Origin of the sequence: Allobosea sp. BH3 (assembly GCF_025499465.1) — a bacterium.
In the GTDB taxonomy this organism is placed as follows: domain Bacteria; phylum Pseudomonadota; class Alphaproteobacteria; order Rhizobiales; family Beijerinckiaceae; genus Allobosea.
On record NZ_JAIMCA010000004.1, the window covers coordinates 397305 to 409875 of the forward strand.

Genomic DNA, 12571 nt, shown 5'->3' on the forward strand with positions numbered 1-12571 from the left:
GGCAATGGCCACGCGCGATGATCACGGCTTCTGATCTCCCTCCTCGTCGAGGAGAATGCGCTCGGCCGCTCCATCGAGATCGTCATACTGGCCGCTGCGCAAACTCCACAGGAAGGCGGCGAGCGCCGCCCCGCCGAGCAGCAGCGCCAGCGGGATGAGGAAGACGAGGCTGCTCATTCGCCGGCCTCAGAGGTCGCAACGAGCCTTCCCGACGGCCGCGGGGCGGATCTGGCGGGAGCCACCGCTCTCCCCGCATCGAGCCGCAGGGCATTGGCGACGACGAGGATCGAGGACAGCGACATCGCAAGCGCAGCGATCAGCGGCGTGACATAGCCGGCGATCGCGACCGGCAGCGCCAGCGCATTGTAAAGAATCGCCAGGGCGAAGTTCTGCCGCACCAGCCGGCCGGCGGCTCGCGCGACTGCGACAGCGACCGGAACCGCATCGAGCCCATCATGCAGGAAGACGAAATCCGCAGCGTTGCGGCCGATATCGGCGGCCGAGGCCGGCGCCATCGAGGCATGCGCCGCCGCCAGCGCCGGTGCATCGTTGAGGCCGTCCCCGACCATCAGCACCTTGCGGCCCTCGGCGGTCAATGCGGCGAGGCTTTCCACCTTGCCGGCCGGCAGCAGCCCGGCCGCGACTTCGTCGATACCGAGCCGCCCGGCGATCGTCTGTACCGCCTCGGCGCGGTCGCCGGATAGCAGGACGATGGCGAGCCCCCCCGCACGCAGCGCGTCGACAGCGGCGCGCGCCTGCGGGCGCAAGGTCTCGGCGAAGGCGAAGCGGGCGACGAGCGCGCCATCACGGCCCAGCACGGTGCCGCTCTCCCGATGACCGCCCTCCTCCGCGAGCGCCCATGCCGCCCGCCCGAGTCGATAGCGATGACCTTCCAGCTCTGCCTCGACGCCCAGGCCCGGATGCTCCCGGATCTGATCCAGTGCCAGATCTCCATCTGGCGCAGCCGCAGCGATGGCGCGCGAAAGCGGATGGCTCGACCGTCGCGCGATGGCCGCTGCGATCGCCAGATCGGCGGCCGGGATCGACGCGGGATCGATGAGCCGCGGCTGGCCGAACGTCAGCGTGCCCGTCTTGTCGAACGCGACCGTGTCGATCTCGGCGATGCGCTCGATGGCGGAGCCGTCCTTGACCATGATGCCGGCCTCGAACAGGCGCCGCGAGGCCACGACCTGCACGATCGGCACGGCCAAGCCCAGCGCGCAGGGGCAGGTGATGATCAGCACGGCGATGGCGACAGTGATCGCGCGGTGCCAATCGCCCGTCGCCGCCATCCAGCCCAGGAACGCGATGAGCGCCGTGGTATGGACAACGGGCGAATAGAGCGCCGCCGCCCGGTCTGCGATGCGCCGATAGCGGGCCCGGCCGCCCTCGGCCGCCTCCATCAGGCGCACCATCTCGGCCAGGAAAGAGGTTTCGGCCTTGGCCGTCGCGAGGATCGTCAGCGGGCCTGAGAGGTTGAGCGTCCCGGCCTGGACCGCCGCGCCCGGCGACACCGACCGCGGCGCGCTCTCGCCGGTGACGACGGCGCAATCGAGCTCGGAGGCGCCCTCCTGGACAATTCCGTCGACGGGCACCCGCTCGCCAGCCGTGAGCGCGATCCGCATGCCCGGAACGACCTCCGCGAGCGGCAGATAGGCCCGGCCGCCATCGGCGCCGAGCACGGTCGCGCCTCGGGGCGCGAGTCGCATCAGGCCCCGCACGGCCGCGCGCGCCTTTTCGTGCATCAGGTGATCGAGCGTGCGGCCGATCAGCAGGAAGAAGATCAGCGAGGTCGCCGCGTCGAAATAGGCATGCGGGCCGTCATGGATCGTGTCGTAGAGGCTCAGGCCGAAAGCGAGGCAGATACCGACCGAAATCGGCACGTCCATGTTGGTGCGGCCTCGCCGCAGCACCGCCCAGGCCGAGGTGAAGAAGATGCGGCCCGAATAGATCAGGCACGGCAGCGCCAGCGCGCCGGAAATCCAGTGGAAGGCCTGCCGCGTCTCCGCTTCGGCCCCCGACCAGACCGAGACCGAGAGCAGCATGATGTTCATGGCGCAGAAGCCGGCGACCGCCACCGCCCGGATCAACCGGTCGCGCTCGGGATCCTTCTCCTCGGCCTCGCTCTCGAAGAGGTGGCCGGAATAGCCGAGGCCGGCCAGCGCCGTCAGTAGCTCGGGTGCCTCATCCCCCTGCCATTGCACCGCGACACGGCGGGTCGAGAGGTTGACCCGGACCTGCGCAACGCCCGGCAACCGGGCAAGCCCGGTTTCCACCGCCCGGATGCAGGCGGCACAATGAATGCCGGGCACCGAGAGATCGCTCTGTCGCAGGCCGTTGCCGAGGTCGCGGCTGGCGAGGCGGATTTCCTGCGGCGCAGCGGAAGGGTCGGGCGCACCGTCGAGGGCCATCGGCGGCGCGCAGCAGCTCATCTGATCGCCCGGTAGCTGTGCCAGGTCGCATGGCCGAGCAGCGGGAAGACCACGATCAGCCCGAGAAGCCCGGTCGCGACGGCGATGAGGAAGAGGGCGAGCACGATCGCACCCCAGGCGAGCATCACCGGCAGGTTCCTCCAGACCATGGAGATGCTGGTTCCCATGGCGGTGAAGGCATCGACCCGCTCGTCGAGCAGCATCGGGATGGCGAAGGCGCTGATCGCGAAGGAGAAGGCCGCGAACAGCCCGCCGACCACGGTGCCAACCAGCAGCATCGCCCAGCCGATCGGCGTCCCGAACAGCATGGCGGAGACATCTTGCAGGCCGGGGAACGGCCGCAGGCCGAAGAACAGCGCGTAGATGATCACGGCCGCCCGCATCCAGACCAGCATCAGCAGCGACAGGATCGCGCCGGTATACCAGACCTGCCCGCCCGAGGCCGCCTTGACGAAGATCATGCGGGAGAGACTGACCGGCTCGCCCTGCTCGATCGCGCGGCTCTTCTGGTAGAGCCCGATCGCCAGCAGCGGCCCCATCACCATGAAGCCCGCCAGCGCCGGAAAGAGGATGTAGTCGAGCCCCAGCCGGAAAAGCCCCCCGACGATGATCAGCGAGACCGCGAACACGGCGAGCCCGTAGAGCAGGCTCGGCGCCGGATTGCGCCAGAGGTCGCGCCAGCCCGCCCCGAGCCAGGACAGGGCCGCGCCCGCCGGCAGGTTGCGCCGCCGCTGGGCGGAAAGAGGCAGGGGCATCTCCTGGCCGTTCCCGATCGCACCCATGTGCTCCTCCTTCAGCAGGACGGCCGGGCGGCGCGGAACCCGCCCGCCTCGCCCGCCGATTTCGCATGCGGCACGCAGTCAGGCTGCGAGCCGACCGCGACATAGACCAGATGGGCATTGGCGAGGACGAGCCCGCCCGCCAGGACGCCGGCAAGAACCAGCCAGAAGGCCTTCCGCCCGCCGCGCCGCGCCGTGTCGCGTCCCACCGGGGCGCTCATCGCTTCGCCTCGCCTAGCGTGCCGACATAAAGCGCCAGAAGCTTGATGTCGGTTGGCGAGAGCCTGCCTCCCCAACTCGGCATCTGGCCCTGCCGCCCGCCATGGACGCTGTTGACCACCGATTGCAGATCCTCGCCATAGATCCAGTTGGCGTCGGTCAGGTCCGGCGCGCCGACATCGTGCTGCCCCTTGCCGTCGGCCCCGTGGCAGGCGACGCAGTTGGCCGAGAAGACCTCCTTGCCTGCCGGAACACGCGCCTGTTCGGCGGCGTCAAGCTTCTGGCCGGAGAGCGAGCGGACGTAAGAGGCGACGGCAAGCACCTGCTCGCGCTGGAGCACCCCGTCGCGGCCGAAGGCCATCATCTGCGCGACGCGCGTATCCTTGGCCGTGCCGTTGATGCCGACGCGGATCGTCTCGGCAATGGCATCCGGGCTGCCGCCCCACAGCCAGGAGCCGGCGGCGAGATTGGGGAAGCCCGGCCCGCCCTTCCCCTGCACGCCGTGGCAGACGGCGCAGTTGTCCTCAAAAAGCGTGCGGCCGGTATCGCGGACATGGCGCATCAGGGCCGGATCGGCCGCGATCTCGGCGAACGAGGCCTTGTCGATCTTCGCGGTCCAGCTTGCCCGCTCAGTGGCGGCATCGCGCACCTGCTCGGTCACGACCTGACGCTGGTCGATGCCGAGCAGCCCCTTGGTATAGGTCACGCCCAGCGGCCAGGCCGGCATCAGCAGCCAGTAGCCGACCGCGAACAGGGTCGTCGCCGCCAGGAAGAACAGCACGACCCGTGGGATCGGCGTATCCAGCTCCTCGATGCCGTTCCACTCATGGCCGGTCGTCTCGGTCCCCGTGACGGGATCGCGCGTCGCATCTGCCATCGCTCAGTCCCCCGGCCTGTCGTCCTTGTCGAAAATGCTCTTCTTGGCCCGGTCGAAACGTTTCCGGTTCGACGGCCAAAGGGCGTAGATCAGCACGCCGATCGCCAGAGCGATGAGGTAGAACAACCCCCAGCTCTTGGCGAAACCGACCAGCGATTGATGATCGACGTCCATCGTCTCATTTCTCCGCCGCGGCGGCCTGCTTATGCGCGGCATCGGTGAGGCGGCCGAGCACCTGGAGATAGGCGACCACGGCATCCATCTCCGTCAGGCGGCCGGGCACTCCATCGAAGGCGCGCACATTGGTGGCCTCGCCGTAACGCTCGCTGACGCCGCCGGCATAGGCGCTGTCGGGGCTGGCCTGACCATAGGCGTCGCTGCCGGCATTGGCGATCATCGCATCCGTATAGGGCACGCCGACGGCACGCTGGGCCTTGAGATGCCGGCCGAGATCCTCGGTCTTCAATTCGTTGCGCATCAGCCAGCCATATTTCGGCATCACCGACTGGGGCACGACATCGCGCGGGTTGATCAGATGCGCGACATGCCAGGCATCGGAATATTTGCCGCTGAGCCGCGCGATATCCGGCCCCGTGCGCTTCGAGCCCCACAGCATCGGATGATCGTATTTCGACTCGACCGCGAGCGAATACGGCCCATAGCGCTCGACCTCGTCGCGCAGCGTCCGGATCATCTGGCTATGGCAGGCATAGCAGCCTTCGCGGATGTAGATGTTGCGCCCTGCCAGCTCGAGCGGCGTGTAGACGCGCATGTCCGGCGCCTTCTCGACCGTCTCGTGGATGGTGAAGAGCGGCGCGATCTCGACGAAGCCGCCAATGGCGGAGACGCCGATGATCGCGAGCACGAAGCCGATCGCACTGCGCTCAAGCTTGCGATGGAAGAACTCACGCACCGGCCTCACTCCCCCGCCTGAAGCGTTGCGCCCGCGCCCCGAAGCGCCGGCAGGTCGCTCTCGCCGGCCTCCGCGGCTGCCTGGGAACGGGACATCAGGATCGTCATCCAGACATTGTAGGAGGCGACGATCGCGCCGAGCAGGAACAGGAACCCGCCAACGGTGCGCGCGATGTAATAGGGGCGCATCGCGACCAGGCTGTCGATGAAGGAATAGGCCAGCGTGCCGCTGTCGTTATAGGTGCGCCACATCAGGCCCTGAATGATGCCCGAGTTCCACATCGCGAAGACGTAGATGACGGTTCCCGAGAGCGCGAGCCAGAAATGGACCTCGATCAGCTTGGGCGAATACATCCGCTCGACCTTCCACATCCACGGCACCAGCGCATAGAGCGAGCCGAAGGTGATCATCGCGACCCAGCCGAGCGCCCCGGCATGGACATGGCCAACGGTCCAGTCGGTGTAGTGCGAGAGCGAGTTCACGGCCCTGATCGCCATGAACGAGCCCTCGAAGGTCGAGAGCCCGTAGAACACGGCGGCCACCATCATGAAGCGCAGCGTGGCGTCGTCACGGACCTTGCCCCAGGCGCCATTGAGGGTCGCCAGCGCGTTACCGGCCGAGGCCCAGGACGGCACCAGCAGCACGACCGAGAAGGTCATGCCCAGCGTCTGCACCCATTGCGGCAGCGCCGTGTAGTGCAGGTGGTGCGAGCCCGCCCACATATACATGAAGGTGATGCCCCAGAAGCTGATGATCGACAGCCTGTAGGAGTAGATCGGCCGCCCTGCCCGCTTCGGCAGGTAATAGTACATCATCCCGAGGAAGCCGGAGGTCAGGAAGAAGGCGACGGCGTTGTGGCCATACCACCACTGCGTCATCGCATCCTGCACGCCGGAGAACAGCGAATAGCTCTTCGCTTCGCCGAAGGAGATCGGCACAGCCAGGTTGTTGACGGTGTGCAGCACCGCGACGACCAGGATGAAGGCCATGTAGTACCAGTTGGCCACATAGATATGCGGCTCCTTCCGCCGCTGCAGCGTGCGGATATAGAGCAGGAAATAGGTGACCCAGACGATTTCCAGCCAGAGATCGGCATACCATTCCGGCTCGGCATATTCCTTCGACTGGGTGACGCCCATCAGGTAGCCGGTCGCGGCCAGCACGCAGAACAGGTTGTAGCCGATCAGCACGAACCAGGGCGTCACCTGATCGGGCAGACGCGCCCGCGTGGTCCGCTGCAGCACATGATACGAAGTCGCGATCAGCGCATTGCCGCCGAAGCCGAAGATCACGCCGGAGGTATGCACCGGCCGGATGCGGCCGAAGCTCGCCCAGCCGGCATCGAAGGTGAGATCCGGCCAGGCCAGCAGCGCGGCGACCCAGACGCCGAAGAACATGCCGACCACGGCCCAGCCGAGCGAGAGCACGATGCCGACCCGCGTCGGGTCGTCGTAATAGCGCGTCAGGCGCTCCTCGGAAGGCTCCGGCGCGAAGTATTGCGACATGACCAGGCCGACGAAGCCGAGGCCGAACAGCAGCACGATGACGCCGTGGACCCCGAACAGGTCGTCGCGGCCGGCGATCGCCATGGCGAGTCCGCACAAGGCGAGCAGCGCCGAGATCGAGATGGCGCGCTGACGCTCCGCGATCGTGAGTGCCGCAATCATCGCTCCCCCTCTCCGTAGCCGGCGCGGGCCGACAGACTCACGCCGTTCAAGGGTCGGTATCGCACAAAAGCATCATCTCAGATACGCAATTTGCCGATGGGGACCCGGACAAAATGCCATAGGCGGCCGGCGCGGTCTTCCGACGACGGCTGCGCCTGACTGCTTCTGGATCTCCATCGATGGCATGTCCTGCTGCGGCCGGACTTCCTGACCACCCTGCTGGAAGCGCCGCCCGGATCGATGAGCCCGGACACGTCGCAGGATTGTTTGCCGAAGCGCAAAGAGGCCCTGCGCCTCGCCCGATAAGACCGGTGTTCCCTGCCCCTGCGGCGGGTCAAGAGCCGGCTGTGCCGGCGCCGCCTCGCGGAGGCGCAACGGAAGGGTGAACGCATGGCCGAACGTCTGACAAAGGCGGGAGCCCGAAATGTCTTCTACGGCGGATCGATCTTCTTCTTCGCCATCTTCGTCGGGCTCACCGCCCACAGCCACTGGTACATGCGGACGAAATCCACCGACGAGTCGACGCTGACGCCCGCCGTTGCCCGCGGCAAGCATGTCTGGGAGCGCAACTCCTGCATCAACTGCCACACGCTGCTGGGCGAAGGCGCCTATTTCGCGCCCGAGCTCGGCAATGTCTGGAAGCGCTACGGCGGCGACAAGGACGCCGCCGGCGCCCGCGAGAGCCTGAAGGCCTGGATGGCGGCCCAGCCGACCGGGATCGAGGGCCGGCGCCAGATGCCGCAGTTCAACCTGACCGAGCAGGAACTCAACGATCTCGCCGACTTCCTGGAATGGACGAGCCGGATCAAGACCCAGAACTGGCCGCCCAACGATGCCGGCTGAGATGTCGCGACAGGAGAGAGCCATGCCCGGCTACAATACGACGAGATATCAGACGCAGAGCGTCGCAATGCTGTATTTCTACGGCGCGCTGACACTGTTCGTCGCCCAGGTCACCTTCGGACTGGTCGCCGGGCTGATCTACGTGCTGCCGAATACGCTGTCGGAACTGCTGCCCTTCAACATCGTGCGCATGATCCACACCAACGCGCTGGTGGTCTGGCTGCTGCTCGGCTTCATGGGTGCCACCTACTACCTGCTGCCCGAGGAGGCGCAGACCGAACTTTACAGCCGCAAGCTCGCCGTCCTGCAGTTCTGGCTGTTCTTCATAGCCGCGGCGATCGCCGTCGTCGGCTACCTCTTCCGCATCCATGAGGGGCGCGAATTCCTCGAGCAGCCCTTCATCATCAAGGTCGGCATCGTCGTGGTCGTGCTGATCTTCCTGTTCAACATCACCATGACCTCGCTGAAGGGGCGCAAGACCACCGTCACCAACATCCTCCTCTTCGGCCTCTGGGGCCTGGCGATCTTCTTCCTCTTCGCCTTCTACAACCCGGCCAACCTCGCGCTGGACAAGATGTACTGGTGGTACGTCATCCATCTGTGGGTGGAGGGCGTCTGGGAGCTGATCATGGCGTCCGTGCTCGCCTTCCTGATGATCAAGCTCAACGGCGTCGACCGCGAGGTCGTCGAGAAGTGGCTCTACGTCATCGTCGGGCTGGCCTTGTTCTCCGGCATCCTCGGCACCGGGCATCACTATTACTGGATCGGCGCGCCCGGATACTGGCAGTGGATCGGCTCGCTGTTCTCGACGCTCGAGATCGCGCCCTTCTTCACGATGATTCTCTTCACCGTGCACATGACCTGGAAGGCCGGCCGCAACCACCCCAACCGCGCCGCCCTGCTCTGGTCGGTCGGCTGCTCGGTCATGGCCTTCATCGGCGCCGGCATCTGGGGTTTCCTGAACACGCTCTCCTTCGTCAACTACTACTCGCACGGCACGCAGCTCACCGCCGCCCATGGCCACCTCGCCTTCTTCGGCGCCTATGTGATGCTGAACCTCGCGGTGATGGCCTACGCGATCCCCGAACTGAAGGGCCGCGCGCCCTACAACCAGTGGCTCTCCATCGTCAGCTTCTGGCTGATGTGCTCGGCCATGATCGTGATGACCTTCGCGCTCACCTTCGCGGGGGTGGTCCAGATCCATCTACAACGCGTGATGGGCCAGTTCTTCATGGAGGTCCAGGAGCATCTTGTCCTGTTCTACTGGATCCGGCTCGGCTCCGGCGTGGTCGTCGTCATCGCCGCGCTGATGTTCGCCTGGGCGATCCTGGTGCCCGGCCGCGAGCGGAGCGCCGAGCCGCTCGGCCTCGCCCAGCCCGCCGAATGACGGTCCATCCCCGGCGGCGCCCCGCCGCCGGGCCTCATTTCCGCGCCATCGCGTGAGGACACCAGCATGAACATGATTCAGATGCCGTCCGCGGGCCTGCCCGTTCCCGCCCCGGCGGATATCCCGGCCTACACCGCCTCCGGCAACGAGCGCGCCCTGTTCGAAAAGGCCTGGGAAAAGCGCCTGCCGCTGTTGCTCAAGGGGCCGACCGGCTCGGGCAAGACCCGCTTCATCGCGCATATGGCGGGCAAGCTCGGCTTGCCGCTCTTCACGGTCGCCTGCCATGACGACCTCTCCGCCGCCGATCTCACCGGCCGCCACCTGCTCAAGGGCGGCGAGACGGTCTGGGTCGACGGCCCCCTGACGCGGGCCGTGCGTGAGGGCGGGCTGTGCTATCTCGACGAGATCGTCGAGGCCCGCAAGGACGTCGCGGTGGTGCTGCATCCGCTCACCGACGACCGTCGCATCCTGCCGCTGGAGCGCACAGGCGAACTGCTCGCCGCACCGCCCTCCTTCATGATCGCGGTCTCCTACAACCCCGGCTACCAGAATCTGCTCAAGAACCTGAAGCCCTCGACCCGGCAGCGCTTCGTCTCGATCAGCTTCGACTTCCTGCCGCGCGATCGGGAGATCGCGGTCGTCGCGCAGGAAAGCGCGCTCGACGAGACGGCCGTCGCGCCGCTGGTCGACCTCGCCCGGCGCCTGCGCACGCTCAAAGGGCAGGATATCGAGGAAGGCGTCTCGACCCGCCTCGTCGTCTATGCCGCGAGCCTGATCGCCGCCGGCCTGCCTCGGCAGGAAGCCGTGATGGCCGCGATCATCGAACCGCTGACCGACGAGCCCGAGATTCGCGCGGGGCTGGTCGAAATCGCCCGTGCGGTGCTCGGCTAGGAGCCTTCGCGATGTTGGACTTCCTGGAGCTGGAAGAGACTGTCGGACGATTCTGGCACAAGCTCGTCGGCGATACCGCGAGCCTGCCGCATCATCCTGAGGCCGCAGTGGCACTGTCCACGATCGCGCCGACCCTGGCTGTTTGCTTCCGCGGCTTCGGCGGCGAACCCGGCGTCAGGATCGTCCCCGCACGCGGACGCGCCGCCACTCACCGGCTGCGGCTGCGCCAGCGCGTCGGCCTCGGCGAGGAGCGGCTGGTCCAGGCGCTGCGCACGCCGGACAGCCTGCAGCTTCCCGCCGAGCTCGCCCTCTTCCCGGAGCGCAGTCTCAACCGCGATCTCTATGTCTGGCTCGCCGCCGCCATGTCGGCCGTGCCGCCGGCCCCGGTCGCGCTGGTCGATCCGCTCCGGCACGACCTCGCCCTGATCGCGGCGGCACGCGCCCTGGTCAGGACCGTCCTCGACAGCTTCGCCGGCCTGGTCCCTGTCTACCGCCGGCTCGCCGAGGCGACGCTGGCTAGCCGGCGTCGCGAGGGCCTGCCTGCAACGGAGGCGAAAGTCGAGGCGCTCATATGCGCGTTGCTGCGGGGCGACCAGGTCGACCTTTCTCCCGCGGTCTGGTCGGCGGCTGCACCGGCCGGCTATCTGCCGGCGCTCGGCGTGCCACTCTGGCCGTTGGCGAGCGCGGTAGCCCCCGCCCGCACGCGCCGGCGTGACGAGGACCAGCCTCCACCAGCCTCGGCTAAGGTCGAGGAACAGATGAAGGCCTATTCCGCCAGCCGCGACGAGACGGCGGAAGAATGGCGCGAGCGCAGCCCCTTCATCCTCAACCGCTTCGAGAAGATCCTGGCGATGTCGGAGATGGTCGCGGTCGACCGCCCCTCCGACGACAGCGAGGAGCATGATCCGGAAGCCGCCGACGAGCTCGACGAGATGGTGCTGAGCGAGCGCAAGGGCCGCCCGGCTTCGCGCTTTCGCTTCGATCTCGACCTGCCGCCGGAAGCGATGGACGAGGCTGCGCTCGCCGGCGCCCTGACCTATCCGGAATGGGATTTCCGCAGCGCCTCCTATCGCGAGGATCATTGTCGCGTGCTCGCCGGGCTGGCCGGGCAGGAGTTGGCGCCGCCGGTGCAGGACGCTGCGACCCGCGCGCTGGTGCGCCAGGTCCGCCGCCAGTTCGAGGCATTGCGTCCGCTGCGCGAGCCGCAACGGGGCCAGATCGACGGCCCCGATCTCGATCTCGACGCCGTGGTGCGCCGCCAGGCCGATCTCGCCGCCGGCGGCTCAGGCAGCGACCGCATCCATGTGGCGAGCCGGCCGCAGGCGCATGACCTCGCCGTGACAACGCTGATGGACGTCTCGCTCTCCACCGATTCCTGGTTCGACGATCTGCGCGTGCTCGATGTCGAGAAACAGGCGCTCACCGTCTTCGCCCATGGCCTCGCTGCCTGCGGCGACCGCCACGAGATCCTGACCTTCACCTCGCGTCGGCGCGACTGGGTCCGGATCGAGACGGTGAAGCGTTTCGACGAGGCGATGGGGCCGGCGGTGGAGGCCCGCATCGCCGCGCTGAAGCCCGGCTATTACACCCGCATCGGCACCGCGATCCGTCATGCCGCGGCCGGGCTGAAGGCGAGGCCGGATCGCAGAAAGCTCCTGCTCGTCCTGACCGACGGCAAGCCCAACGACATCGACCATTACGAAGGACGTTTCGCCATGGAGGATACGCGCATGGCGGTGATCGAGGCGCGGCGCGCCGGCATCTGCGTCTTCGCCGTCACGGTCGACCGCGAGTCGCGCGCCTATATCCCCCATCTCTTCGGCCGCAACGGCCACGCCGTGGTCGCCCGGCTCGATCGTCTGCCGGCCGCGCTGCCGGCGATCTATCGCGCGCTGGCGGCCTGAGCATGATCCCGAAAAGGGGGAACCGGTTTTCGGATCAGATCATGCGACATCGCGCCCTGAGGAGAACACCATGACCGACGCTCAGATGGGCCTCGTCGTCGCCACGCCCGCCATCATCGTGATGGCCATGCTGCTCTACCGGATGGGCGTGCTCCAGAAGGGCGGCGTCGCCATCGCCGTCATGGCGTCGCTCGCCATCGCCGCCCTGCTCTTTCTCGAACAGTGAGGCTGCCAAAAGCAGGCAGTTTGCGCTTCGGCAAATTGCCGCCGCGAGACCTCCGCTAGGCTGGGACGCCGCCCGCATCGGGGCCGCAACCGGAGCCGAACCATGACCATCCAGCCTCTCGAACCGCTCGACGTGCGCGCGATCCCGCCGGTCGTGCGCCATGCCACGATCTTCGGCATCCTGGAGCGGCTCCCCCCCGGCGATGCCTTCAGCATCGTCAACGATCACGACCCCGCGCCGCTGCGCCGGCAGATCGACGCGCGTTATCCCGGCACCTATTCCTGGGCCTACATCGTGCAGGGCCCGGATATCTGGCAGGTCGAGATCGGCCGCAACGAGGCCGGCAACGAAGAGCATGCTGCCGATTGCGGCGGCCACGACGAAGGCCATTCCTGCACCTGCGGTCACTGACCGCTGCACATCCGGGAGATCG

Annotated in this window: 14 protein-coding genes; 6 read left to right on the forward strand and 8 right to left on the reverse strand. The window is 67.4% G+C overall.

The window, feature by feature from the left end:
• Positions 1-21: 21 nt before the first annotated feature.
• Genes ccoS through ccoN form a run of 8 tightly spaced genes read right to left on the reverse strand, consistent with a single transcriptional unit; the run spans position 22 to position 6887 of the window.
• Positions 22-177, reverse strand: coding sequence for a cbb3-type cytochrome oxidase assembly protein CcoS (ccoS, locus tag BoBH3_RS14740; RefSeq protein WP_262331567.1), 156 nt, complete (start codon positions 175-177; stop codon positions 22-24).
• Positions 174-2432 (reverse strand): heavy metal translocating P-type ATPase, encoded by a 2259-nt coding sequence (locus BoBH3_RS14745; protein WP_262331568.1) that lies wholly within the window; start codon positions 2430-2432, stop codon positions 174-176. The genes ccoS and BoBH3_RS14745 overlap by 4 nt, the downstream gene beginning before the upstream one ends.
• Positions 2429-3214 carry a DUF2189 domain-containing protein gene (locus tag BoBH3_RS14750; RefSeq protein ID WP_262331569.1) on the reverse strand — a complete coding sequence of 262 codons (786 nt, stop codon included), beginning with the start codon at positions 3212-3214 and terminating at the stop codon, positions 2429-2431. Before BoBH3_RS14750 ends, BoBH3_RS14745 begins: the two co-directional genes overlap by 4 nt.
• Positions 3215-3225: 11 nt before the next feature.
• The gene (locus tag BoBH3_RS14755; RefSeq protein ID WP_262331570.1) at positions 3226-3432 is read right to left on the reverse strand and encodes a hypothetical protein; all 207 of its coding nucleotides are present in this window, start codon (positions 3430-3432) and stop codon (positions 3226-3228) included.
• Positions 3429-4307: a cytochrome-c oxidase, cbb3-type subunit III gene (ccoP, locus tag BoBH3_RS14760; RefSeq protein WP_262331571.1), complete on the reverse strand. Its 879-nt coding sequence runs from the start codon at positions 4305-4307 to the stop codon at positions 3429-3431. The genes BoBH3_RS14755 and ccoP overlap by 4 nt, the downstream gene beginning before the upstream one ends.
• A 3-nt stretch (positions 4308-4310) precedes the next feature.
• On the reverse strand, positions 4311-4481 hold the full coding sequence (locus tag BoBH3_RS14765) for a cbb3-type cytochrome c oxidase subunit 3 (protein ID WP_262331572.1): 171 nt from the start codon (positions 4479-4481) through the stop codon (positions 4311-4313).
• Positions 4482-4485: 4 nt separating this feature from the next.
• Positions 4486-5220: a cytochrome-c oxidase, cbb3-type subunit II gene (gene ccoO / locus BoBH3_RS14770; protein ID WP_262331573.1), complete on the reverse strand. Its 735-nt coding sequence runs from the start codon at positions 5218-5220 to the stop codon at positions 4486-4488.
• Positions 5221-5225: 5 nt separating this feature from the next.
• A complete protein-coding gene (gene ccoN / locus BoBH3_RS14775; RefSeq protein ID WP_262331574.1) occupies positions 5226-6887 on the reverse strand; it encodes a cytochrome-c oxidase, cbb3-type subunit I in 1662 nt (553 codons plus the stop codon).
• 390 nt (positions 6888-7277) lie between these two features.
• Between ccoN and BoBH3_RS14780 the strand changes: the two genes are divergently transcribed.
• The 6 genes from BoBH3_RS14780 (at position 7278) to BoBH3_RS14805 (ending at position 12549) form a co-directional block, all read left to right on the forward strand.
• Positions 7278-7730 carry a c-type cytochrome gene (locus BoBH3_RS14780; RefSeq protein ID WP_173048789.1) on the forward strand — a complete coding sequence of 151 codons (453 nt, stop codon included), beginning with the start codon at positions 7278-7280 and terminating at the stop codon, positions 7728-7730.
• Between the two features lie 22 nt (positions 7731-7752).
• Positions 7753-9117 carry a cbb3-type cytochrome c oxidase subunit I gene (locus BoBH3_RS14785; RefSeq protein WP_262331575.1) on the forward strand — a complete coding sequence of 455 codons (1365 nt, stop codon included), beginning with the start codon at positions 7753-7755 and terminating at the stop codon, positions 9115-9117.
• 81 nt (positions 9118-9198) lie between these two features.
• The gene (locus tag BoBH3_RS14790) at positions 9199-10008 is read left to right on the forward strand and encodes a CbbQ/NirQ/NorQ/GpvN family protein (RefSeq protein WP_262331951.1); all 810 of its coding nucleotides are present in this window, start codon (positions 9199-9201) and stop codon (positions 10006-10008) included.
• 11 nt (positions 10009-10019) lie between these two features.
• On the forward strand, positions 10020-11912 hold the full coding sequence (locus tag BoBH3_RS14795; protein WP_262331576.1) for a nitric oxide reductase activation protein NorD: 1893 nt from the start codon (positions 10020-10022) through the stop codon (positions 11910-11912).
• Positions 11913-11982: 70 nt separating this feature from the next.
• A complete protein-coding gene (locus BoBH3_RS14800) occupies positions 11983-12138 on the forward strand; it encodes a hypothetical protein (RefSeq protein WP_262331577.1) in 156 nt (51 codons plus the stop codon).
• Positions 12139-12240: 102 nt separating this feature from the next.
• Positions 12241-12549 carry a DUF2249 domain-containing protein gene (locus tag BoBH3_RS14805; RefSeq protein WP_262331578.1) on the forward strand — a complete coding sequence of 103 codons (309 nt, stop codon included), beginning with the start codon at positions 12241-12243 and terminating at the stop codon, positions 12547-12549.
• Positions 12550-12571: the final 22 nt, after the last annotated feature.

Excerpts from the sequence above, each read along its gene's own strand:
- ccoS (WP_262331567.1), bottom strand. The coding sequence starts at position 177 with ATGAGCAGCCTCGTCTTCCTCATCCCGCTGGCGCTGCTGCTCGGCGGG.
- BoBH3_RS14745 (WP_262331568.1), bottom strand. The coding sequence starts at position 2,432 with ATGAGCTGCTGCGCGCCGCCGATGGCCCTCGACGGTGCGCCCGACCCT.
- BoBH3_RS14750 (WP_262331569.1), bottom strand. The coding sequence starts at position 3,214 with ATGGGTGCGATCGGGAACGGCCAGGAGATGCCCCTGCCTCTTTCCGCC.
- BoBH3_RS14755 (WP_262331570.1), bottom strand. The coding sequence starts at position 3,432 with ATGAGCGCCCCGGTGGGACGCGACACGGCGCGGCGCGGCGGGCGGAAG.
- ccoP (WP_262331571.1), bottom strand. The coding sequence starts at position 4,307 with ATGGCAGATGCGACGCGCGATCCCGTCACGGGGACCGAGACGACCGGC.
- BoBH3_RS14765 (WP_262331572.1), bottom strand. The coding sequence starts at position 4,481 with ATGGACGTCGATCATCAATCGCTGGTCGGTTTCGCCAAGAGCTGGGGG.
- ccoN (WP_262331574.1), bottom strand. The coding sequence starts at position 6,887 with ATGATTGCGGCACTCACGATCGCGGAGCGTCAGCGCGCCATCTCGATC.
- BoBH3_RS14780 (WP_173048789.1), top strand. The coding sequence starts at position 7,278 with ATGGCCGAACGTCTGACAAAGGCGGGAGCCCGAAATGTCTTCTACGGC.
- BoBH3_RS14785 (WP_262331575.1), top strand. The coding sequence starts at position 7,753 with ATGCCCGGCTACAATACGACGAGATATCAGACGCAGAGCGTCGCAATG.
- BoBH3_RS14790 (WP_262331951.1), top strand. The coding sequence starts at position 9,199 with ATGCCGTCCGCGGGCCTGCCCGTTCCCGCCCCGGCGGATATCCCGGCC.
- BoBH3_RS14795 (WP_262331576.1), top strand. The coding sequence starts at position 10,020 with ATGTTGGACTTCCTGGAGCTGGAAGAGACTGTCGGACGATTCTGGCAC.
- BoBH3_RS14800 (WP_262331577.1), top strand. The coding sequence starts at position 11,983 with ATGACCGACGCTCAGATGGGCCTCGTCGTCGCCACGCCCGCCATCATC.
- BoBH3_RS14805 (WP_262331578.1), top strand. The coding sequence starts at position 12,241 with ATGACCATCCAGCCTCTCGAACCGCTCGACGTGCGCGCGATCCCGCCG.